The following is a 22098-nucleotide window of genomic DNA, read 5'->3' on the forward strand; positions in this document are numbered from 1 at the left end:
GCGAACCCGACCGCCTCCACCTGCGACCGCAACCGGCCCACCGCCTCCAGGCCCTCCACCACACCCGCATCGAACACCCCGACCAGCTCGGCCGGACCGACCCCGACCACCCGACCCAACCCCCGCGCCGCGGTCTCCAACCCGCCAGCCAGCTCCTGCGCGACCGACCCCGGGCCCTCCCGCCCGGCCAGGACCTCATCCACCTCCACCAGCCGGTCCCACTCCGCCGGCCCCATCAACTCCTCGACCGGCCCCAGATCCCCCCACACCGGCGACGACACCGCCGCCGCGGACGCCGCGGACGCGGCCATCATCGCCGCGAACCCCGCCTCGGTCAACGGCCCCGGCAACACATCCACCCCCACCCCCGACGCGCCCTCGTCGTGGTCAAGAGCCCCGCCCCCGACCACCACCCCAACGCCCGCCTGCCACATACCCACACCCAACCACCCACCACCGACAAAGCCCTGACCAGCACAAACACCGACCCCAGGAGGCTGGGCAGCAGACCGGGGACGGGCACGATCTAGCGTTGGGAGCGTCCGCCGTGCGCCAGATGCCGCTCGGCCCATGCCCAGTCGATCCGCTCCTGCTCCAGCCGCAGCCGCTCGGCGAAGCGGTCGGAGACGAGATCGTCATAGAGGGCAGCCTCGTCCGACGAGAGTCGAGTGAGCCGGGCGGAGGTCGGGCTCGGTTCCCGGCCCCACCGGTCGCGGTGCTCCAGCAGCGTCCGGCGGTCCATCAGGACGGACCGGGTCTGCGGCAACCACGCCCGCAGGCGGTCCAGGATCGCGAAACCGTGCGTGTCGAGGTCACCCCAATACCAGATGTCGGCCTCACGCAGCCAGCGCAGCGCTCCGGCACGGTCGACCTCAAAGCCCTTGCCCCACACGACGACCCCGGCATCCGGGACCGGGACGCTGAGGTAGGTGATCTCGTTCTCGACGATCAGGGCCGTGCGCACAGGGAGGTCGACCGCGGCCAGTTCCTCCACTCGCAGCGCGGCCTCGGAGAACCCACCGAGGAGTCCGATGGACGGGTCCGACCGCAGGCGCACCAGCTCCGGCTTGCCGCGCAGACCGAGGGCCGACACGAACCCGGCGCTCGGCGAGGGCACGCCGAGCCACCCAGCCAGCAGTGGGCGGTGCTGGTCGATGAACTTCGTGTCCACACCGGGTGCATCCACCTCCCGCAGGTAGCGTCCGCTCCCCCGTTCAGACAACAGCCACCGATACGCCCGCTTCAGGCCCTCCACCGAGGCACCGACCTGCAGCGCCTTGAGCGGTTGACCCTCGGCCCAGGAGCGCAGCACCGGCTCCTCCGCCACCACCGCGATGATCCGGTCCAGCTCACGGACCTCGCCAGCAACCCCGAGCAGGGCCCACGCCTGACCGTAGTCGGACACGACCGCGCGGTCGGGCAGCTCGTTGCGACCGATGACCCGACCGCCGACCGTCTCGTAGGTCAGGGCATAGTGCGCGCCACCACGGCGGCCGGCATCGAGCGCAGCCACCCACTCCCGGACGGCGGACAGGTCGTCGCCGATCTCCGAGGCGCGGGGGCGCCGCAGCGGGAGGTCGAGGACCGGGAACGGCTCCCCCGCGGCGTACGCCCGCAGCAGGGTGCCGTCGTCCCACCGCCGCCGCACCCTGGCCCGGACGTCGGCCACGGTGGACCACGGCCGCGCGGCGCCCGATCGGCTCACCCGCCGGTCCCGGCGAGGGAGGCCTCCAGGTGCTGGGTGCGGACCTCCTGGAACTGCTCGATCGTCAGTGTCTGCAACCGCGAGTAGCTGCCCGAGGGGTTGTCGACGAACCCGATGGCGTGCACATAGGGCTCGATGACGTGAACCTTCTGCAGGGGCGTCACGATGAGCAGCTGCAGGCCGAGCTTGGCGAACAGGTCGAGCGCATAGCGGGTGGACACATCCGACCCGCGCCCGAAGGCCTCATCGATCACCGCGAAGCGGAAGTCCCGCGAGCGCTCAGCGCCCCACTCCAGGCCGAACTGGTAGGCCAGCGAGGCGGCCAGGATCGTGTAGGCGAGCTTCTCCTTCTGCCCACCGGACTTGCCGTCGGAGTCGCGGTAGTGCTCCCACTCCTCGTCGGTCTCCCGGTCGCGCTCGGAGGCGGAGAAGGTGAACCAGTTGCGCACATCGGTGACCCGCCGGGTCCACGCCTTGTCCGACTCGGCGTGTCCCTCCCGGCCGCGGAAACGCTCGATCAGCCGCTCCACATCCAGGAACCGCTGCTCGGAGTAGTGGTCCCCCTCGGGCGTGAGCGTGTCATCGGTCGCCTTGCGCAGGTCACTCCGGAAGGCCTGGATCTCGGAGTTGACGGTCCGCTCGCTCTCCAGCCGGATATAACGACCCTCGTTGTAGGGGATCGCGCCAAGCGCCTCGTTGATCCGGTCGACCCGCGCGTGGATCTCCTCGGACTGCCGCCGCAGCCAGCTGTTGAACTGCGCGAGCTCTCGGATGGTGTTGGTGTTGAGCTGTCGCTTGAACTCCTCCTCGAAGCGTGGCAGGTCGTCGCCGGCCACCCGCTCGTGGAAGGTCAGGTAGTCGGCGCGTGCCTCGACGCTGGCGTCCATCTCAGTCGTTGCCTCCGGCCAGCGCTGGCGCACCTCACTCATGTAGGCCAGCAGGCTCTGGGTGTAGCCGCCCAGCTCTCTCCCGACCCGGTCGATCACAGCCTGCAGGTCGGAGGTGAGCGACTCCTGGGCCCCCGCGCACGCGTCGGCGTCCTGCGGCAGGTCGGCTCCCAGCCTCTCCTCCAGGGCCGGGTATGCCGCACGCGCAGTTGCGAGGACGTCAGCGGCCTGGGTGTCCACGAGGGTCTGGTCACGGTCGCGGGCCGTCCGGGCCCGCCCGATCCGCTCCTCCAGGACCCGGATGTCGCCGGTGAGCCGGGACAGCTCGTCGGTCAGGGCACCGGCCTCGGTCTCGTTATCCTCCAGGCGGCGGGTGATCTCCGACAGCTCAGAGGACCCGGAGACGAGCCGCTGCCGCTCGGCCTCGTCGGTCTCGGCACGAGCCTGAGCGCTGGCCCAGTCCAGCTCCTCCCAGCTGCTGCCGTATGCCGACAGTTGGCTGAGCGCGGACAGGCGCCCTCCCAGGTCGGTCGCCTCGGCCTTCACCGCAGCGAGGCGCTCGTCGCGGGGCTCGATCTCCGCCTGAAGGCCGATCAGCTGCTCGGTGAGCGCGGCGACCTTGCGCTCGTTGGCCCAGCCGAGCACCCAGTTGCGGGGGTCGTCGACGCGGGAGCGGTCGTCCTTCTCGTGCCGGTCACCGGAGCGCACCTGGCCCTGCAGGGTCACCGCACGGTGCTCCTGGCGGAAGGCCTCGACCGTCTCGACACAGCGGTGGTCGGCGCGGCGGGTCAACTGGTCGCGCAGGTAGTCGTGGAACGGGCCGTCCGCCGTCTCAATCGTGTCAGCGAGCAGCAGCGCTCCGGGAGTGTCGGTGTGCTGCAGCCGGATCCGCCGGGCGGGGACCCGCTCGTAGACCAGGCGCGTGCCGGCCACCCGGCCGTCGCTGCGGCGGTAGGTGAGCCGGCGTGCATCAACCCAGGAGGCGACCCGGTCGTAGTGCTCCTGCGGCACCAACAACGAGAGCGCGAAGCCGCGCAGCACGCGCTCGGCCGCACCCCGCCACTGGCTGTGCTCCTCGCGGACGTCGAGCAGCTCGCCGGCGAACGGCAGGTCAGTCTCCGCCAGACCGAGCGCCTCACACAGCGCAGCTCGCACGTCCAGCTGGCTGCTGGGCAGGTTGCTGGTGCGCCCGGCCAGGCTGGTGAGCTCGGAGCGGATCTGCGTGGCTTCCTTGAGCAGGTCGTTCTTCTCACCCTGGACCGTGGTGCGCTCGTCGTCCAGTGCCTCCCGCCGGTCCGCCAGCTCGGCGCTGAGCTGCTCCACGCGGGCGAGGGTGGCTGCGAAGGTGGCGCCGTCGTGGACCGGCTCGAACTCGGCGGTGCGCACCGTGGCGTCAAAGCGCCCCCAGCGGTCCTTGCGCTGGGTGGCCTCGGCGCGGGCGGTGGCGATGCTGCGCTCCAGCTCGGCGACGCGGTTGCCCCCGGCACGGGCCCGCGCCTCGATCAGGTCCTCCCGTGCGCGGACGAGCGCGACCTGGCTCTGCCGGACCTGCTCGGCCAGCCCGGTGTGCTCGTCCCGCTCGCGGGTGTTGCCGTCGATCTCACTGTCCAACAACTCGATCCGCCGCTCGGCGACGAACAGCCGGACGGCCTCCCGGTGTGCCTCAGCCTCGTCGCGGCGGGCGATGGCGTCGTCATACTTGCGGCTGGTCGCGACGAGGGGCTCGAGGGCCTCGAGTTGCTCCCGTGCCCGCTTGACCGCATCGTGGGCCTTGGTGAGGTCCTCGAAGTGGTCGACGATCTCGGCGACCCGCTGGGCGGCGTCCACCGGCTCGAGCATGTGGTTGCGGACGAACTCGTTGAGGTTGCCGACCGACTTCATCGACACGGTCTGGTGGAACAGCTCCATGGCCTGCGGCGACCGGATGCCCAGCAGACGCCGGACCCGCTCCCCGTAGCGGGGGAAGTCGTCGTGCAGGTCCACACCACCGTCCCGCAGCCTGCGGCGCAGGTCGTTGAGCGAGCTGCCGAAGTCGACGAAGTCGGGCTCGATGCGCAGCTCTCGTCCGGCGGTGACATAGAACCGGTAGGGCTGCCCGGTGCTGTCACGCTGCTGGAAGACCTGAGCCAGGGTGACGGTCTCGTCGTGGCCCTCGTTGACGAAGACGCCCAGGATGACCGAGTAGGAGCGGTTGTCGCGCAGTCCGATTGCCTTGGAGGCGCCGGTGGCCTCAACCCGCTCGGACTTGTAATGGCCCTCGACATAGCTGCGCAACGTCCGCTCACGCGAGTCGGCTCCGGCCGCCTTGTTGTAGGAGATCCGGTGCGCTGGCAGCAGCAGCGTCGTCATGGCGTCGACCAGGGTGGACTTGCCGCTGCCGATGTCGCCCGTGAGTAGGGCGGTCTCGCCGTCGGGGGTGATCCGCCAGACCCGCTTGTCGAAGGTGCCCCAGTTGAACACCTCCAGGTGGCGCAACCGGTAACCGGCCCTGCCCGCAGTGGCCACCTCCACCGTCGAGAACAGTGCGTCAGTCATCGTCACCGCCCGGGTGAGCGCCGGCATACTCCTGCAGCTTGCCGGCGAAGTCGTTGAGGGTCTGGGCATCGACGTAGGCCTTGAGGATGCGCCGGACCTCCCAGTGCCCGGGCTGGCGGGGCAGCTGGCGCAGGAACCCGAGGTCGGCCACCTGGCGGATCGTGGTGTCCACGCGGTCGACGACCCGCGCCTCGTTGCTGGAGTCAGCCAGGAAGAGGCGTAGGAGCTCGATCAGCTGGTCGCGGGTCAGCACCAGCTTGCCCTCGCCGCCGGAGGCCTCGAACTCCACCAGCCGTTTGCGCAGCAGTACGAGCAGCAGACTCACGTTGTAGGTCAGGCTGCGGCGCCGCACGAGGCGGGGCAGCGGCTCCTCGGTGTCCTCGTCCTCGGCGCTGCGCAGGTAGGCATAGCCCTCGACGTCGTCGACCACTACCTGCACACCGACCGAGGTGAAGTGGTCGCGCACCGGCGCACCGTGCCGCTCCAGCAGGCTCCATGTGTCCTCGTCGGTCTCGCGGTAGACCACGCCGCGCATCAGCCGGATGATCGCGGTGGCGACCGCGTGCTCCTGGGGTGTCCTCACCGTCGCCTCACGGTGACTCTGGGGAGGCGAGCCCGACGCGGGCCGGTGCTGTCGGCATACTCGATGATGCTCTGCTGGCCCTCGTCCATGGTGACCTCCAGGTCGTCGTCGGTGAGCGCGAGGTAGCCCACGATCTCCGCTGCGCCCTGCTCGACCGGGTAGAAGCTCACGATGTCCTCCAGTAGCACGGTGCCGGACGGGGGCACGATCGTGCGGATGTGGTCGGCCAGGCGGGCCTGGTCGACGAACGTCTGACCGAACAGCACGGAGATGTCGACGTCCGCCTCGGCCTCGGGGTCCAGCAGGCTGTCGACCTCGGCCGCGGGGCGCGCGTCATAGAGCGGCCGCTCGAGCGGCAGGGCGATCTCGATCCCTGGCACGTCGACGTCCAGTCCGATCGGGGGCGGGCTCTCACGGCAGGCCAGCGCGGCGGCCTCGACCGAACGGACCAGCTCGAGGACGCGGCGGTTCTCGAGCCACAGTTGGTCATCCAGGAAGCGACGCAGCTGCTCGGAGATCTGCCGCACGGTCCGCTGGGTGCGCTCGGCGGCGTCGGACCAGTCGTGGTGGATGGTCCGCAGCCGGCGGTCGGGGTCGACGTCAGGGAGGCTCTGCACGCGGGTGAGCAGCTCGGACAGCTCGTCCTGGCGCGCCTCGGACAGCAGCAGGTCATAGAACGCCTGGAAGCTGCGCCCCTGGTCGGAGGCGGTGATATCTGCTCGGTTGCCGACGAGCTCGGCCAGCAGCTCGCCCTTGCCACCTGCCCAAGAGGCGATCTGCTCGCGGGCGGCGCGGTCGAGGGAGCGGAAGTTCTCCTCGACCTCGCGGAAGTCGGACAGGAGCTCGCGGGCGGTGCCCGAGAACTGCTGGTAGCGCTCGCGCAGCGCCGTCGGGTCGAGCACAGCCACCTCACCGGCCTCGGCGCGTGCGATCTCCTGATCGAGTTCGTCACGGCGACGGCGGAGCTCGGCCAGCCGGGCCTCGGGGTCGTCCTCGGCGCCGTGGACGATCTGCCGCAGCAGGTGGAAGACAGTCTCCAGCCGGGAGGCCGTCCCGACGAACGACCTCGCGCGCAGGCCGACGACCCAGGCGTTGGCCTTCTCCAGGTCGCTGGTCGCCTCGTAGTGCACCTCGTCGGAGCCACTCGGATAGAACCGCCGCAGCCACCCGCTCTCGGTGGCCGCCCAGTCCTGTAGGTAGTCGGCGGCGCTCCGCGGGTAGCGGGGATTGTCCGGGTCGGGCAAGTTGAGCGCGTGCAGCTCATCGTCCAGCGCTGCGGCCAGCTCGGTGGAGCTCACCGCGCCGTGGTTGTCCTCGACGAAGAACCGGCCGAGGAAGGACAGGACGAGCGCCGCGTTGCCGGCACGGAGAAGGCGCCAGGCGGGAGACCCCTCCCGCAGCACCTCGATCTCGTCGTGCTCCATGTATGCCGTCCATCGCCTTGCTGTGTCCCTGTCGGGGACAGCCTACGAAGGAGGACCGACACGACCAGCATCCGGCGCCAGGACCTTCGTGCTCCTGTGTCACCCGTTTCAGGGTCAGCACCCCGGAAACGCCTGACACTGTCCCGACTCCGGTCGAGGTTGCCGGCGAGCAAGGCTGGCCTGAAGGTGCTGCCCCCGGTCGGCGCGTGGTCACGGCCGCAAGGTGCCGTCCTCGATGCCGGCCCAGACGTAGGTCGCCACCTGTATCCCCAGCGCCGTGCGGTGCAGAGTCTCCCCCTCGCGGCGCCACACCCCGGTGTCCTCGAGATCCCACAGCAGGCTCTGGACCCACCCATCGCTGTAGTGCCGCACGTGCGCCTTCTCTGCCTCCGGGATGGCGGCGAAGAGATTCGCCGGATGGGACCACCACCAGTCCTTGACCTCCGGCACCGTCACCCGATCGACCCCCACCCGGAGGAACGGACAGAGCACGCGAAGCAGCGGGTCGATCCCCTGCACACCGGCCAGCTCGGGGACCAGTGAGGTGATGGCCCTCGCGCCGAGGTCGGCCCACTGCTCCTCGTCGCGAGGATGCCGTGGGTCGGCTGCTGGCGCCGCACGCGCCGTGGTCTTGCCGAGCTCGATCAGCCCGGTGGCCAGGCACGCCCGCCACAAGCGGTCGAGCGGGACGGCGTCGGCGGCGCTGCGCAGCGTTGACAGCGTCGCCCTCCTCAGCCCGTCCTCGGCCTCTGGTGGAAGGTCCTCCGGCAAGGGCGCGTAGGCCGAGTGCCGCCGGGACTCAAGGTCCCAGGCCCACAGGTCCAGTGCCTCGTAGACCTCACGGGCCGGGGCGAGTCGCAGGACACCGGTGGCAGTCACCTGTTTGCCCTCCCCGACCCACCTCGCCAGGGCGAGGCACTGCTGGATGAACGCTGAGGCCCGCACCTCCTCGGCGACGACGGCCGTGTCCGGCTCGTCCTCCAGATCCTGCACCTTCAGATCCTTCACCTGAGGAAGGAGGTCCCACGTCTCCTCAGCGAAGTCCTGGAACTCGTCGTCGAAGTCGTCGAACTCGTCCCACTCCTCGAACTCTTCCTCAGCGCTGTCGAGCTCGCCGCCATACGGATCCCACGCATCGGCACCGTGCACCTGCTGGAGCAACTCAGTCATCCGCGGGGTGGTGGAGGCGCCCGGTGTGTCCGGCGAGGGCAGCCACCGGTCGCGTTCCTCGAACGGCAGGTTGTTGAAGGCCTCCATCACCTGCTGCATCCGCGCGTTGAGCTCCTCCTCCGACTCCGCGTCGTGCAGGGACAGCCCCGCCTCGTCGGCGAAGCGCATCAGCGCCTTGGACATGGAGTGCCGCTCGGGATCGGCACACGCCTCCCGCATACCCGCCCCGGCTCGCCGGGCCTCCTTGACCAACTCCTTGGGCTCGGCGGAGCCGGAGCGCATCCGTCCGGTGCTGCGCAGGAAGCGCCAGAAGGTGTCGAGGGTCTCGATCAGCGCCTCGACATCCGGCTCCCCACTAGGCCCGTGGGACGGCCAGCGCACCAGCATGAGGTGCTCGACCGAGCCAGGCGGCCATTCCTGGGCTGTCGTGACGTCGTGGAAGGCCCGCAGGCCGATGGTCGTCTCGAGAAGGTCGCGGTCCAGTGGCCGCTTCTTGCCCTTCGCCCACGACTCGGTATGCCGCAGCAAAAGCTCGTAGTCGTCCACGCCCTCATCGTGGCACGAGAGGAACTCCTGGACGCCGCATCATCCACAGGCCGAGCATTCCTCCCACCGTCGGCCCAATGGACAACTCAGATAGTCACCAGGTCGATCGCCCGGAGGAACGGCGCTCTCTGCGTGGAGCAGCACCTCCAGCGATTCAACGACTGTCGAAGTGGTGCCCCGAATGTCCTACTACGGGCGGTGACTCCCACCGCGTCCCGCAACATACGTTCACACGAAACGTACTCCGGATCACGTCGACGTGGTCCGCAGGCACCGACGAGAGCAGGGCGCCTCATGAATGACCGGGGAGTAGGTGGCGGTGGATGAACTGCGATGAGGTCAAGCGCAGGTGGCGCCGATGAGTGCCCCGACACGGAACCGGCCCGAGCCGGCGACTCTGCCGCCACCGGATTCCGTGCGCGCGGCTCACCGGACGCACCCCGGCTGGTGGGTCCTGGTTGTATTCGTGATGCTTTGCGTGCTGGCCCTCGTGCGGATGCTGTTCACGAACCCGAACCTGCAGTGGGACGTCGTCGCAGCATGGTTCTTCAGCAAGAGCATCCTGCTGGGCCTGATGCGCACACTCCAGCTGACCGTGCTCTCAATGCTCATCGGCATCGCCCTCGGAGTCCTCACCGCGGTCATGCGGCTCTCGCCGATCCCCATCCTGTCCTCGGTGGCCTGGTTCTACATCTGGTTCTTCCGCGGCACACCGCTGCTGGTCCAGTTGATCTTCTGGTACAACATGGCGGCACTCTTCCCCACCATCCAGATTGGCATCCCCCTCACCGGTCCGACTTTCTGGTCGGGTGACGCCAACGTCGTGGTGACTCCGTTCGTAGCCGCGCTGCTCGGCCTGGCCCTCAACGAGGGCGCCTACATGTCGGAGATCGTGCGCGGCGGCATACTGTCGGTCGATCACGGACAGAACGAGGCCGCGTCTGCCCTCGGGATGCGCAGCTCACGTGCCATGCGGCGAGTCATCCTCCCGCAGGCGATGCGGGTGATCGTCCCACCGACCGGCAACCAGGTCATCAGCATGCTGAAGGCCTCTGCGCTGGTCAGTGTCACCTCCATGCCGGAGCTGCTCTACTCCGCGCAGATCATCTACAACAGGACGTTCCAGACGATCCCGCTGCTCATCGTGGCGAGCCTCTGGTACCTCATCGTGACCACCATCCTGAGCATCGGTCAGTACTACGTCGAGCGGCACTACGCCCGGGGCGGGCGTCGGTCACTCCCCCCAACGCCCGTCGAGAAGTTTCGACGACGACTGAACTCACTGCGCAGCCGGATGTCCCCGAAGGAGGCGCGATGACCGAGCACATTGAGGACAGCGGGCGTCCCGTCGTCCTGCGGGTCACGGGGCTGAAGAAGCGGTTCGGTTCCCTAGAGGTGCTCAGGGGTGTCAACCTCACCGTGCTGCAGGGCGAGGTGATGTGCATCCTTGGGCCGTCCGGCTCCGGGAAGAGCACCCTACTTCGCACCATGAACCACCTGGAAGAGGTCGACAGCGGCCGGGTCGAGCTGGACGGGGAGCTGGTCGGCTACAAGCAGCGCGGCAGCCGCTACGTCACGCTCCCCGAGAAGCAGCTGGCGGCCCAGCGGGCCCGGATCGGCATGGTGTTCCAGAACTTCAACCTGTTCCCCCACATGACGGTCCTCCAGAACGTCATGGAGTCGCCGATCGGTGTCCTGCGTCGTCCGTCCCGCGAGGTCAAGGAGACGGCGATGGGCCTGCTGGACCGAGTCGGTCTGGCGGACTGGTCGCACGCCTATCCCCGGACCCTGTCCGGAGGCCAGCAGCAGCGTGTGGCGATTGCCCGGGCGCTGGCGATGAAGCCACGGCTGATGCTCTTCGACGAACCGACCTCGGCTCTCGACCCGGAATTGGTGGGTGAGGTGCTTGACGTCATGAAGGGCCTAGCAGCCGATGGTCTGACGATGGTCGTCGTCACCCACGAGATCGGGTTCGCCCGAGAGGTCGCCGACAACGTCCTCTTCATGGATGGCGGCTACGTCGTCGAGCGCGGCCACCCGGACGACGTCCTGGGCAACCCCCAGGAGCGACGCACAAAGGCGTTTCTCTCCAAGGTCCTGTGAAGTTCCCCCATCCCCGGAGGTTCAACAATGTCCCGCACCCCCTCAACGCTCCTCTCGGCACTGCCTCTCACGCTCGCCGTAACCACAGCGCTGACGCTCGCCGCCTGCTCCGACCCGGCACCGCCGCGCAGCGACCAGGCCGCCGCGCCCCGTGGCTCTGACAAGGCCACCGGCACCGGCGGGTCCGAGGCCTCCGGGTCGATGATCACCACCACCTGGGACCTGGAGCCCGTCGACTCGGTGGTCGAGCTGCTGCCGGAGGGCATGCGCGGCGCCACCCTCACCAACGCGGTCTACAACGACTTCCCGCCCCAGGAGTTCCTCGAGGGCGACACACTGGTCGGCATCCAGCCGGACATGGCCCTGGCCCTCAGCGAAGTCATGGGGCTAACTCTTGAGAACTCCGGTAGCGCCAACTTCGACTCGATCATCCCGGGTCTGATGAGTGGCCGCTATGACATCGCCTCGGCCGACTTCGGCGTCACGGACGACCGTCTGGAGCAAGTCGACTTCGTCAGTCAGTTCGCCATCGGCACCGGCTTTGCCGTGGTCAGCGGCAGTGACATCGCCGTCACCGAACCAACCGACCTGTGTGGGCACAGCGTCGGGGTGCAGGCCGGCTCCTACTACATCGACCAGCTCGAGGCAGCAAACCAGGGGTGCCTCGACGGAGGCCTGGAGGAGATCGGGATCCAGACTTTCCCCAACGACGGTGCACGCACGCTGGCGCTGACCAACGGCCGCATCGACGTGACAGCCACCAACGAGGACGTCCTCGCCTTCCAGATCGCGAGCGACAACCTTGACATCGAGGTGCAGGACCTCGTCTATGAGCCCGTGGAGCAGGCGATCGCGCTGCCGGACGAGAGTCCCCTGGGCCCGGCCCTCGAGGCCGCGATGAAGGAGATCATCGACAACGGCACGTATCAGGACATCATGGACAAGTGGGGCGTGGGGCACCTGGCCTACGAATCCACCGACCGTGTCGTCTACTACACCGACCCCTCCGAGGCACCCTGACATGTCCCACGCGTTCGACGTTGTCGTGGTCGGTGGCGGAGCCATGGGCGGCGCCACCGCCTGGCACCTGCTCGAGGCCGAGCCTGGCCTATCCGTGGCCGTGATCGAGCCCGACACGTCCTACGCCGGTGCAGCCACCTCGGCTGCCAGCGGCGGAGTGCGTCAGCTCTTCACTCGCCCGGAAAACGTCCTGATGTCTCGCTACACCCACGAGGTGATCGACGGCTGGGCCGACTGGCAGCCCCCGTGCGGCCAGGCCGCTCCCGAGGAGGTTCCGGACCTGTCCTGGCACGCGAATGGCTACCTGTTTGTCACGGCACCGGAGCACTCAGATCTGTTGGGCGTCGACTTTGAGAGGCAACGGGGGCTTGGCGTGGACGTCTTGTGGATGGAGCCGACGGACCTCGCCGAGCGCTACCCCCTGATCCGCACCGCTGATCTGGGGCCAGCAGTACTCTCGCCGCGGGACGGCTGGTTGGCTCCGTCCGCCTTCATGGACGGCATGCTTCGCCGGTCCCGACGGCTCGGGGCGACTCTGATCCGCAATCGCGCGGTCGGATTCGAGCGCGACGGCCGTTGTCTCTCGGGGGTCGCGATGGAGTCTGGCGAGGTCGTCGGCGCCCGGCACGTGGTCAATGTCGCCGGCGTCTGGGGGCCGGACCTCTCTGCCGGGTTGGGGCTGAGGCTGCCGGTGGAGCCGATGCGCCGCTTCGACCACTATGTCGAGTCACCGATGGACTTCTCCGCCTATCCCTTCATCAAGGACCCCGCGGGGCTGGCGGTGCGCCCTGAAGGACCCGGTATGACGGCCGCTCTCGTTGACTCCTCAACGCCTGGTGGGTGGGACCTCAGCATCGACAGGACCTGGTTCGAGGGGGTGGTGTGGCCGGCTCTGGTGGACCGGGTCCCGCGCGCCGACGAGCTGAAGCTCATCTCGACCTGGTCCGGCCACTACGACCAGAACCGTCTGGACGGGCAGATGATCCTGGACCGCTGGGACGCCGAGCTGGACAACTACTACTTCGCGACCGGCTTCTCCGGCCACGGCCTGATGCACGCACCGGCCGTCGGCCGGGCCCTCACCGAGTTGATCCTGCACGGGGAGTTCCAGTCCCTCGACCTGTCACGCATGGGCCTGGCGCGGGTGCTTGCCGACGATCCCTATCCAGAGCTCACCGTACGCTGACGTCTCCGTCGCCGCGGGCTCGTGCCGCATGGCCGGTCAACGGGCGTGCACACGTTCCGCCCGTCCTGTTGTGGGCGGGCAAGGCGAACTCACACGTGTGCTGGACCTCCCTTCGCGAGGATCTCGAAGACGTGTTCCAGGTCGTGGCGTTCGGCCAGCGAGGACCGGTGGCGGTGGTGACATCACCGACTGGTCGACGGAGACGCTGATGCTTCATGGCACTGCCGACCTGATGACCCGGTGGTGAACCCCATCTTCTTGCCGACCGTTTCCCTCGGCTCGCTTCCCCTAGTCGGGCGACCCCGCCTCGCGCTCCACCGGTTCAGCAGCAAGCTGACGGTAGTAGCCCGCGTCGGACTCCGGCAGGGGGCGGACGCTCTTGATCATGTCGGCGATCTTCTCCGCCATCATCATCACCGGTGCGTTGAGGTTGCCCGTGATGACCTTCGGCATGATTGAGGCGTCCACGACGCGTAGCCCGGGCACAGCACGCACGCGAGCCTCACCGTCGACGACCGACGCGTCATCCACGCCCATCCGGCAGGTGCCAGCCGGGTGATAGGACGTGCCGGTCGCCGTCCGGATCCAGGCTGCGATCTCCGCATCCGAGCGGACGTCGGGGCCGGGGTTCAGTTCCACCCGCACGTAGCGCCCCAGGCTCGGCTGCGACGCCAGGTCGCGCGCCTGCTGGACCGCGCGGACCATGTCGTCCAGGTCGGCCCGGTTCGTATAGGTCGCGAAGACGATGATCGGCGCGGCGGTCGGGTCCGCCGAGCGCAGCCGCACACAGCCACGGCTCTCCGGACGGGACAGGTCGATCCAGAACTGGAAACCGGGGACGGGCACCAGCTTGTTGCCGCGCAGCTGACGGGTCAGCGGCAGGAACTCGTACTGCAGGTTCGGGAAGTCGACGTCGTCCCCGACCCGCAGGAAGGCCCCAGCCTCGAAGAAGTTCGTAGTGCCCAGACCTCGCCGGCGCGCCAGCCAGTCGGCCGCCAGTTTGGCCCTGCCCACAGGCCCGATCTGCGAGGTGAGCGAGTGCTCGTGGTCGGTGGCGAACTGGATGTCCACCCCAGGGTGGTTCTGCAGGTTCTTGCCGACGTCGCGCACCTCAGCGACGACCGGGATACCGTGCGGCGCAAGCTCGTCGGGGTCCCCGATGCCGGAGAGCATGAGCAGCCGTGGACTGTTGATCGCACCCGCCGAGACGATCACCTCCCGCTGCGCCCGCACCCTCTCCGCGCCCGACCACGTCATCGCCTCGATGCCCACGGCCCGACTGTTCTCGACCAGGACGCGGCTCACCGTCAGCCGAGTGCGCACGTGCAGGTTGGGCCGCTTCATCGCGGGACGCAGATACGCCTTGGATGAGCTCCACCGGACCCCGTCGGCGATGAAGGACTGGGCGATGTGCATGCCCTCCTGCCGATACCCGTTGTGGTCTGAGGTCACCTCCTGCCCGGCCTCGACGCCCGCGTGCAGGAACGCCTCATAGAGCTTGTGCTCGCCGGCCGCCCGGCTGATGCGCAGCGGTCCAGCGCCCCCTCGCCACGGGTCTGCCCCGTCCTCGAAGGTCTCCATCTTGCGGAAGTAGGGCAGGCATTGGGCAAAGCCCCAGTCCGTCAGCCCGTCGGCAGCCCACCCGTCATAGTCCATCGGATTGCCGCGGTTAAAGATCATCGCGTTGATCGAGGAGGAACCGCCCAGGATCTTGCCGGCCTTCTCGTCGATCACCTTGCCGTGTAGTTCGGGCTCGGGGCCGGAGCGGTAGCCCCACTGGATGTGCCGGTTCTGATAGACGAACGGCAGCGCCCCGGGCATGGACACGATCGGCAGCCGGTCGGTGCCGCCCGCCTCCACCAGCAGCACCTCGACGCTGGGGTCCTCGCTCAATCGGGCGGCGAGGATGCACCCTGCTGTTCCCGCCCCGACGATGATGTAGTCGAACTCCAGTGACACCTGCATGCTCCATTCGGCGTGCACGGACAGACCGTGGCCGCGCGACCGGCGGCACGTTCGACGCTAGAAGCCGCCGCACTGGTCGGCATCGCTCACCCGGCGGAAAAGTGACAGGCCAGGTGCGACACCTGTCGAAAGTCGAACGGATGCGCCCGTGCGTCGCTCAGGCCGTGGCGCGGTAGGCCGCCAGCCACAGGGCCAGTTGCAGGTGGGTGCGTGCCTCACCGTCCTGCAGGTCGACGCCGGTCAGATCCTTGATCCGCTCGACGCGGTAATAGACCGTCGTCCGGTGCACGTGCAGCGTGCCGGCGGCGCCGGCCACGTCACCACCGTTGTCCACGATCATGCGGGCTGTGCTCAGCAGGTCCCCGCGACTGTGCTCCGCGAGTATGCCCGCAGCTGGGTGAATGCTCTCGACCGCCACGTCGTCGGGGGCCTCGACGACAAGGCGCCAGGCGCCGAGGTTGTCCCAGGTGGGTGGGTCGACCTGGGCACCTGCCTGGATGGTCCGGCGGGTGGCGGCCGCGCGCCGGACAGCCTCCCTCAGGTGGACCAGTGGGACCGGTGCCCCGCTGGTGGCCTGCCGCGGGCGACGGCTGACCACGTGCGCCGACATGTCGTCCGGCAGGATCCAACCCCCAGTGGTCCCAGGAGCCTCGACCTGGACCATTGCGTCGTGCGGCATCTGCTCCAGCCGGGACAGCTCGCGGACCGCCTCCTCGTCGGGACCGGCAACCAGCCGGCCGATAAGCTCCTCGCGCACGAGACGGACGGTCTCGGCCGACTGACGCGTCTGGACCAGGACGGAGGCGGCAAGGTCGGCACAGTCGATGGCTGACTGCAGGTCGCCCTCGGACAGTGCCTCGTGCTGGTCGAGTACCCAGAGCAGCCCGAGGTAGCGCCCCTCGTGGCGGACCGGGATGGCCCAGCGCGCCCACATCTCGGCCTCGGGGTCGGCGGCCGTGCGCACGGGTCCGTGAGCCTGGCGGAGCCGGTAGCGGGGCACGATCGCAGCAGCCGCCGGAGCGACCTGACGGTGGAGGATCGTGCGCATCCGGGTGGGGTCGACCGGGCCGCGGGTGCACCACCACACCGGTCGCTGGTCGTGGTCCTCGATGAGGACCGACTGTCCGATCACAGCGGCGAGCTCGTCCACCGCCCTCTGGACATCGTCCGAGGTCGTCACACTGTTCTCCTGCGAGTGGGGGCGTTCAGGGCACGCCGCGTCCTACAACTGTAGGAGGTGGCCCCTCCCGCTTCCGATCCCCGCCCGATGTCCAGGGCGCCACTGCCGCCTAGCGTCGATGCGACGCGTCTCGCACTGGAGGTCTACACATGAACTGGGTTGGTCCCGATGTCCCCGCCGCCAGCACCCCGGCGCCGGCGACGTCGTCCCGCGCGTTCGCACCCGGCTCCCCGGAGAGAGCATCCGTGGCGGCAGCGATCGCCGAGGTCCGCAGCACCAACTGGGACGTTCCCACCATCATCGGTGGCCTTGAGGTGCGCACCGGCCGACTGCACCCGATCGTGGAGCCGCACGACCAGCATCCGGAGCTGGGCCGGTTCCACCAGGCGGGTCCAGACGAGGTGCTGGCCGCCATCGCAGCCGCCCGTGCGACCCACCGGGGCTGGTCCACGCTGCCCTTCGAGCTGCGGGCCGAGCCCTTCCGCCGCGCAGCCGACCTGCTGGAGTTCGGCCCCGCCCGGGACCGACTGGTCGCCGCTGCCATGGTCGAGCTGTCCAAGACCTCGGCGCAGGCCGAGGGCGACGTCGCCGAGGCCGTCGACTTCCTGCGGGCCAACCTTGCCAACGCACAGGCGATGATGTCGGTTCAGCCGGTGTGCACACCCGGGGTCACCAACCATCTCGACTACCGACCCCTGGAGGGGTTTGTCCTCGCGGTGACACCGTTCAACTTCGTGTCGATGAACAATCTCGCGCTGGCTCCCGCCCTGTTGGGCAACACCGTGCTGTGGAAGCCCGCCGAGAGCGCGTCCCTGGTGGCCCACCTCACGGCCGAGCTGCTCCGCGAGGCGGGACTGCCGGACGGCGTGCTCAACGTCCTCCACGGTGAGGGCGCCGAGATCGGTGGCGTCGCGCTCCCCCACAGGGACCTGGCTGGCGTGGCGTTCACCGGCTCGACGAGCACCTTCCAGCACATCTGGCAGACAGTCGGGGCCAACATCACCGGCTATCGCAACTACCCGCGCGTCGTCGGGGAGACCGGCGGCAAGGACTTCGTCCTCGCTCACCCCAGCGCCGACCTCGAGCCGCTGGCGGTCGCATGCGTCAGGGCTGCCTACGAGTACCAGGGGCAGAAGTGTGCCGCCGCCTCGCGGCTCTACGTGCCGCGCAGCCTGTGGCCAGCACTCCGCGAGCGCCTGGTTAACCTCATCGGAACGCTACGGATGGGTGACCCGACGGTGCCCGGCACCTACCTTGGAGCCGTGATCAACGCCCGTCAGTTCGCCAAGCACGAGGCGGCGCTGGCCCGGGCTGCCGAAGAGGGCCTGGTGCTGGCTGGTGGACGCACGGACGACTCCACCGGCTGGTTCGTGGAGCCGACGCTCCTCGAAGTCATCGATCCGCAGTCGCCCTTCCTGACTGAGGAGCTCTTTGCGCCGGTCCTGGCCGCCTACGTCTATGACGACGGGGCCTGGGACGAGGTGCTGAGCCTGGTCGATGGGACCAGCGAGTACGGTCTGACCGGGTCGGTCTTCGCCACCGACGAGCGGGCCCTGGCACAGGCCGACGCGACCCTGCGCTACGCCGCCGGCAACTTCTATCTCAACGACAAACCCAGCGGTGCCGCGGTCGGCCAGCAGCCGTTCGGCGGGGCCCGCGCCTCCGGCACCAACGACAAGACCGGCACCGTATGGCACCTGAGCCGCTTCGTGAGCCCCCGCGCGGTCAAACGCAACCACCAACCGCCACGGGACCTGAGGTCCCCAGATCTGGAGGCTTGAGGCAGCATGTCCACCGACCCGTTGCTCGCGCCGTTCGCGCTCAAGAACCTCACCCTGCGCAACCGGGTGGTCAGCACCAGCCACGAGCCGGCCTATGCCGAGAACGGGATGCCCACGGAGCGTTACCGCCTCTATCACGCGGAGAAGGCCAGGGGCGGTCTTGCGCTCACCATGATCGGCGGCTCGGCGAACGTCTCGCTGGACTCCCCGTCCTCCTTCGGCCAGCTCTATCTCGGCGACGACACGGTCATCCCCCACCTGCAGGAGCTCAGCGAGGCCGTACACAACCACGGCGCCCTCGTGATGAGCCAGCTCACTCACATGGGCCGGCGAGCACCGTGGGACAGCGACCGTTGGTTCCCGACCGTCTCCTCCTCTGCGCTGCGCGAGCGGGCGCACCGCAGCACTCCCAAGGAGGCCGAGGACTTCGACTTGCGGCGGATCGTCCGCGACTTCGGCCGGGCGGCGGCGCGATGCCAGGAGGGCGGCCTGGACGGCATCGAGATCAGCGCGCACGGCGGGCACCTGCTCGACCAGTTCCTCTCGCCGCGGATGAACCGGCGCACCGATGAGTATGGCGGTACACCTGCCGGGCGCCTCCGTCTCCTTCTGGAGGTGCTCGAGGAGGTGCGGTCACAGGTAGGCCACCACTTTGTCGTCGGCGTCCGGATGAGTGCCAGCGAGGAGGTCGCTGGCGGGGTTACCCGGGAGGACGCTGTCCAGACCGGGAAGGCGCTCGAGTCCAGCGGCCTGGTGGATTTCCTCTCTCTGACGGTGGGCTCAGCCACGACCGACGTCGAGCTGGCTCAGCAGATCCAGCCCTTGGGCAGTCCACTCGGCGCCTACCTCTCACTGGTCGGAGAGTTCCGAGACAAGGTGCGACTGCCTGTGATGCACGCGGGACGGATCGCGGACTTGGCGACCGCACGACACGCCCTGCGCGAGGGGTATGTCGATCTGGTGGGGATGGTGCGGGCACACCTGGCCGACCCGCACCTGGTCCGCAAGCTGCAGGCGGGACAGGAGGACCGGATCCGACCGTGCGTCGGCGCGTCCTACTGCCTCAACCGGATATACATCGGGCAGGACGCGCTATGCCTGCACAATCCGGCCACGGGTCGTGAGCGGCTGATCCCGCACGTAGCTCCGGCAGCTCCCTCGAGCAAGCGGGTCGTAGTGGTAGGCGCGGGCCCGGCCGGCCTGGAGGCAGCCCGTGTGGCCGCCGAGCGGGGTCATGAGGTGACCGTGCTGGAGGCTGCCAGTGATGTTGGAGGGCAGGTTCGCTTGGCGTCCCGCGCCGGGCCTGCGCAGGGTGAGTTGCTCAGCATCATCAACTGGCTGGCTGCCGAAGTCCGGCACCTGGGTGGGCGGATCCGGCTCAACCGGTATGCCGAGGGACAGGACGTCCTGGCCCTCACCCCGGATGTCGTCATCGTGGCCACCGGCGGTCTGCCAGCCACGCCGGAGCTCGAGGACGGCGCCGACCTGGTGCTCTCGACCTGGGACCTGCTGACCGGGGACGCTTCACCGAAGCAGCGGATCTTGGTCTTTGACGAGCACGGCAGCGATCAGGCGCTGTCCACCGCACAGAAGCTGACCGCGGCCGGGTCACAGGTGGAGCTCGTGTCGCCGGACCGGCTGGTCGGCCAGGAGGTGGTCGGGACGATGTATCCGCAGTATCTGAGCTCGCTCTATGCCTCCGGCGCCGTGCTGACCCCGGACCACCACCTGATCGCGGTCCGCCGTGCGCCCGACGGCCTCGTCGCCGTGCTGCGCAACGCCTACACCCGGCGGACGGTCGAGCGGGTCGTAGACCAGGTGGTCGCCGAGTGCGGCACCGAACCTAACGCAGAGGTCTACGAGGAGCTGCGGCCGTTGTCGCGGAACCAGGGTGAGACCGATCTGCAGGCGCTGGCGAGTGGGACACCGCCGGACCAGTCGAGCCAACAGGACCAGTCGAAGGGCCAGGGGTTCACGCTCTATCGCATCGGTGATGCGGTCGCGGGCCGCAACATCCACGCCGCCATGCTGGACGCCCGCCGGCTCGGGCTGACAGTGTGAGCCACAGCAGTCAGCCACTACCGACCCCGGACCAGGCCGCCGTCACAGCGGATCTCCTCACCGGTGATGTAGGAGGCCGGTTCGCCGGCCAGGAAGGCGACGACTGCGGCGAACTCCTCGGGGCGGCCGTAGCGCCCGGCGGGGATGGTGGCGATGGACGCCGCCCGCACGTCCTCCACAGTGCGGCCTGACCGCTCTGCGTTGGCCTGGTCGATGTGGTGCACCCGTGCCGTCTCGATGCGCCCGGGCAGGACCATGTTGACGGTCACACCGTCCCGGGCGACCTCAGCCGCCAGGGTCTTCAGATAGCCGGACAGCGCCGCCCGGCCGACGTTGGACAGGGCCAGGTTCGGCAGTGGTTGTTGCACTCCGCTGGATCCGACGGCAATGAGGCGCCCCCACCTCCGCTCGACCATGCCCGGGAGCACCAGCCTGACCAGGTCCAGATGCGTGCCGAGCAGGAGGCGGATGGCGCTGTCCACGTCACCACCGGTCATGGCGGCCGCCGTGCCCGGCGGTGGGCCGCCGCCGTTGAGCACGACGATGTCGACGGAGCCATAGACGCGCTCCGTCAGCCGCACGATCTTCTCGGCAGCACCCGGCTCGGTCAGGTCCGCGACAACGGGCAGCGCTGATCCCAGTGCGGCCGCGTGTACCCGGGTGCGCTCAGCGTCCCGGCCGACGGTCACGACGTTGGCCCCTTCGGCCACCAGGGCCCTGCTGACCGCCGCTCCGATGCCGGATGTGCTGCCGAGCACGACAGCCGTGCGCTTCTCCAGACCCAACTCCATCAGCAGACTCCCTCGTCAGGACGCGATGACTCGCGTCAATGTGCGTCCAGGCGCAGGCGGCCCAGCGCGTCCTCGTCCACGGTGACACCCAGACCCGGCCCCGTCGGCACCCGCAGTCGACTCTCCTGAGGTGCGATCACCGGGCTGGTGACCTGCTCGGCGTACTTCAGCGGGCCCATCAGGTAGGATGGGGCCGCGAGGGCGGGGAGGACGGCAGCGAGCTGCAGCCCTGCGGCGTTGGCCACCCCCAGCTCCACGACGCCGCCCACCATCACCGGCAGTCCGTGCGCAGCAGCAACCTGGGCGGCTGCCAGTGCTGGGGTGATCCCACCCATCTTGGACATGCCGACGTTGATCACCGAAGCAGCTCCGGCACGGGCCACCGCGGCGACGTCGGCCGGGTCCCGGATGGACTCGTCAGCGGCGACGTCAATACCGTGCTCACCGAGGAGGATACGGGTGGCCGTGGCATTGCCGAGCGGGTCGGCGGGGTGGACGGGCTGCTCGATCAGCTGCACGCCCGCCTCACGCAGACGGGGGCCTGCCCGGACGACGTCGGTGACCGTCCAGAGCCCGTTGATGTCCAGCAGGAAGGGGTGCTCAGCTCCGACTGCCTCGCGAGCAGCCTCGATGCTCCGGAGGTCGGCGTCCAGCGTGCCCTTGCCGGCATACAGCTTGAGCCAGGTAAACTCCTCGGCGTAGGCCTGCGCAGTCCTGGCCACAGCCTGCGGGTCCTCGTCCCAGCCGACCGAGCCGTGCACCTCGACCTGCTCGCGCACGCGGCCTCCGAGCAGGTCCGAGACGGCCATGCCATGTCCTTGTGCCACCACATCGAGCAGCGCCGTATCCAGCGCAGCCATGGTGAAGTGGATGCCCAGGTGGACCCGGTTGACAGCTGCCAGCAACGCATGTCGAGCTCGCGCGTCCTGGCCGACAAAGGCCTGCCGCACCTCGCCGTTCACGAGGGCGGTGACCGAAGCCTGCGTCTCGGCGGTCAGCTGAGGCACGGGGCAGGCCTCGCCCCAGCCGGTCGCGCCGGTGTCGGTCGTGATCTTAACCAGGACGTTCTGGGACCGGGTCCGGACGATGTTGCCGAACCGGAAGGGCTGGCTGAGTTCGGCCCGCAGCGGAATGGCCTCGACAGAGGTGATGAGCATGACG

General features: G+C 69.1%; 16 protein-coding genes. 6 read left to right on the forward strand and 10 right to left on the reverse strand.

The annotated features are described in order from the left end of the window. From DA085_RS04910 to DA085_RS04935, 6 genes are all read right to left on the reverse strand, one after another. A partial coding sequence (locus DA085_RS04910) for a hypothetical protein (protein WP_202619106.1) occupies positions 1 to 440 on the reverse strand: 440 nt, incomplete at its 3' end. 86 nt (positions 441 to 526) lie between these two features. Beyond that, the gene (locus DA085_RS04915) at positions 527 to 1705 is read right to left on the reverse strand and encodes a Wadjet anti-phage system protein JetD domain-containing protein (protein WP_109471843.1); all 1179 of its coding nucleotides are present in this window, start codon (positions 1703 to 1705) and stop codon (positions 527 to 529) included. Then, positions 1702 to 5127, reverse strand: a complete 3426-nt coding sequence (locus DA085_RS04920) for an ATP-binding protein (RefSeq protein WP_109472088.1) — start codon at positions 5125 to 5127, stop codon at positions 1702 to 1704. The genes DA085_RS04915 and DA085_RS04920 overlap by 4 nt, the downstream gene beginning before the upstream one ends. Beyond that, positions 5120 to 5710 carry a DUF4194 domain-containing protein gene (locus DA085_RS04925; RefSeq protein WP_202619107.1) on the reverse strand — a complete coding sequence of 197 codons (591 nt, stop codon included), beginning with the start codon at positions 5708 to 5710 and terminating at the stop codon, positions 5120 to 5122. Before DA085_RS04925 ends, DA085_RS04920 begins: the two co-directional genes overlap by 8 nt. Beyond that, positions 5707 to 7134, reverse strand: a complete 1428-nt coding sequence (locus DA085_RS04930) for a DUF3375 domain-containing protein (protein ID WP_109471844.1) — start codon at positions 7132 to 7134, stop codon at positions 5707 to 5709. Before DA085_RS04930 ends, DA085_RS04925 begins: the two co-directional genes overlap by 4 nt. A gap of 210 nt (positions 7135 to 7344) precedes the next feature. Continuing rightward, a complete protein-coding gene (locus DA085_RS04935) occupies positions 7345 to 8850 on the reverse strand; it encodes a hypothetical protein (protein WP_109471845.1) in 1506 nt (501 codons plus the stop codon). A gap of 469 nt (positions 8851 to 9319) precedes the next feature. Here DA085_RS04935 and DA085_RS04940 point away from each other — a divergent pair, with 469 nt between their 5' ends. From DA085_RS04940 to DA085_RS04955, 4 genes are read left to right on the forward strand one after another with little or no spacing between them, the layout of a single operon-like run. Then, positions 9320 to 10168, forward strand: a complete 849-nt coding sequence (locus tag DA085_RS04940; protein WP_237565325.1) for an amino acid ABC transporter permease — start codon at positions 9320 to 9322, stop codon at positions 10166 to 10168. Next, positions 10165 to 10953 carry an amino acid ABC transporter ATP-binding protein gene (locus DA085_RS04945; protein ID WP_109471847.1) on the forward strand — a complete coding sequence of 263 codons (789 nt, stop codon included), beginning with the start codon at positions 10165 to 10167 and terminating at the stop codon, positions 10951 to 10953. Before DA085_RS04940 ends, DA085_RS04945 begins: the two co-directional genes overlap by 4 nt. A 27-nt stretch (positions 10954 to 10980) precedes the next feature. Further along, on the forward strand, positions 10981 to 11973 hold the full coding sequence (locus tag DA085_RS04950; protein ID WP_109471848.1) for an ABC transporter substrate-binding protein: 993 nt from the start codon (positions 10981 to 10983) through the stop codon (positions 11971 to 11973). Position 11974: 1 nt separating this feature from the next. Then, the gene (locus DA085_RS04955) at positions 11975 to 13159 is read left to right on the forward strand and encodes an NAD(P)/FAD-dependent oxidoreductase (protein ID WP_109471849.1); all 1185 of its coding nucleotides are present in this window, start codon (positions 11975 to 11977) and stop codon (positions 13157 to 13159) included. A gap of 288 nt (positions 13160 to 13447) precedes the next feature. Here DA085_RS04955 and DA085_RS04960 read toward each other — a convergent pair whose 3' ends face one another. Together DA085_RS04960 and DA085_RS04965 are read right to left on the reverse strand one after the other, a co-directional pair. After that, positions 13448 to 15118 (reverse strand): choline dehydrogenase, encoded by a 1671-nt coding sequence (locus tag DA085_RS04960; RefSeq protein ID WP_202619108.1) that lies wholly within the window; start codon positions 15116 to 15118, stop codon positions 13448 to 13450. A 163-nt stretch (positions 15119 to 15281) separates the two neighbouring features. Then, positions 15282 to 16304, reverse strand: a complete 1023-nt coding sequence (locus DA085_RS04965; protein WP_109471851.1) for a PucR family transcriptional regulator — start codon at positions 16302 to 16304, stop codon at positions 15282 to 15284. A gap of 149 nt (positions 16305 to 16453) precedes the next feature. On the opposite strand from DA085_RS04965, the gene pruA reads away from it, so the two are divergent. Together pruA and DA085_RS04975 are read left to right on the forward strand one after the other, a co-directional pair. After that, positions 16454 to 18085: an L-glutamate gamma-semialdehyde dehydrogenase gene (gene pruA, locus DA085_RS04970; protein WP_109471852.1), complete on the forward strand. Its 1632-nt coding sequence runs from the start codon at positions 16454 to 16456 to the stop codon at positions 18083 to 18085. Positions 18086 to 18091: 6 nt separating this feature from the next. Next, positions 18092 to 20146, forward strand: coding sequence for an NADH:flavin oxidoreductase (locus DA085_RS04975; protein ID WP_109471853.1), 2055 nt, complete (start codon positions 18092 to 18094; stop codon positions 20144 to 20146). Positions 20147 to 20163: 17 nt separating this feature from the next. Here the strand turns inward: DA085_RS04975 and DA085_RS04980 are convergent, their stop codons facing one another. Together DA085_RS04980 and DA085_RS04985 are read right to left on the reverse strand one after the other, a co-directional pair. Then, a complete protein-coding gene (locus DA085_RS04980; protein ID WP_109471854.1) occupies positions 20164 to 20937 on the reverse strand; it encodes an SDR family oxidoreductase in 774 nt (257 codons plus the stop codon). Positions 20938 to 20972: 35 nt separating this feature from the next. Beyond that, on the reverse strand, positions 20973 to 22094 hold the full coding sequence (locus DA085_RS04985; protein WP_109471855.1) for a mandelate racemase/muconate lactonizing enzyme family protein: 1122 nt from the start codon (positions 22092 to 22094) through the stop codon (positions 20973 to 20975). Between the last annotated feature and the right edge of the window lie 4 nt (positions 22095 to 22098).

The sequence above is a fragment of the Ornithinimicrobium cavernae genome (genome assembly GCF_003121625.1).
GTDB lineage: Bacteria > Actinomycetota > Actinomycetes > Actinomycetales > Dermatophilaceae > Ornithinicoccus > Ornithinicoccus cavernae.

Bases quoted from the DNA above. Each gene is read 5' to 3' on its own strand.
- DA085_RS04950 (WP_109471848.1), top strand. From the start codon at position 10,981: ATGTCCCGCACCCCCTCAACGCTCCTCTCGGCACTGCCTCTCACGCTC.
- DA085_RS04955 (WP_109471849.1), top strand. From the start codon at position 11,975: ATGTCCCACGCGTTCGACGTTGTCGTGGTCGGTGGCGGAGCCATGGGC.
- DA085_RS04980 (WP_109471854.1), bottom strand. From the start codon at position 20,937: ATGGAGTTGGGTCTGGAGAAGCGCACGGCTGTCGTGCTCGGCAGCACA.
- DA085_RS04920 (WP_109472088.1), bottom strand. From the start codon at position 5,127: ATGACTGACGCACTGTTCTCGACGGTGGAGGTGGCCACTGCGGGCAGG.
- DA085_RS04930 (WP_109471844.1), bottom strand. From the start codon at position 7,134: ATGGAGCACGACGAGATCGAGGTGCTGCGGGAGGGGTCTCCCGCCTGG.
- DA085_RS04945 (WP_109471847.1), top strand. From the start codon at position 10,165: ATGACCGAGCACATTGAGGACAGCGGGCGTCCCGTCGTCCTGCGGGTC.
- DA085_RS04940 (WP_237565325.1), top strand. From the start codon at position 9,320: ATGCTTTGCGTGCTGGCCCTCGTGCGGATGCTGTTCACGAACCCGAAC.
- DA085_RS04975 (WP_109471853.1), top strand. From the start codon at position 18,092: ATGTCCACCGACCCGTTGCTCGCGCCGTTCGCGCTCAAGAACCTCACC.
- DA085_RS04985 (WP_109471855.1), bottom strand. From the start codon at position 22,094: ATGCTCATCACCTCTGTCGAGGCCATTCCGCTGCGGGCCGAACTCAGC.
- pruA (WP_109471852.1), top strand. From the start codon at position 16,454: ATGAACTGGGTTGGTCCCGATGTCCCCGCCGCCAGCACCCCGGCGCCG.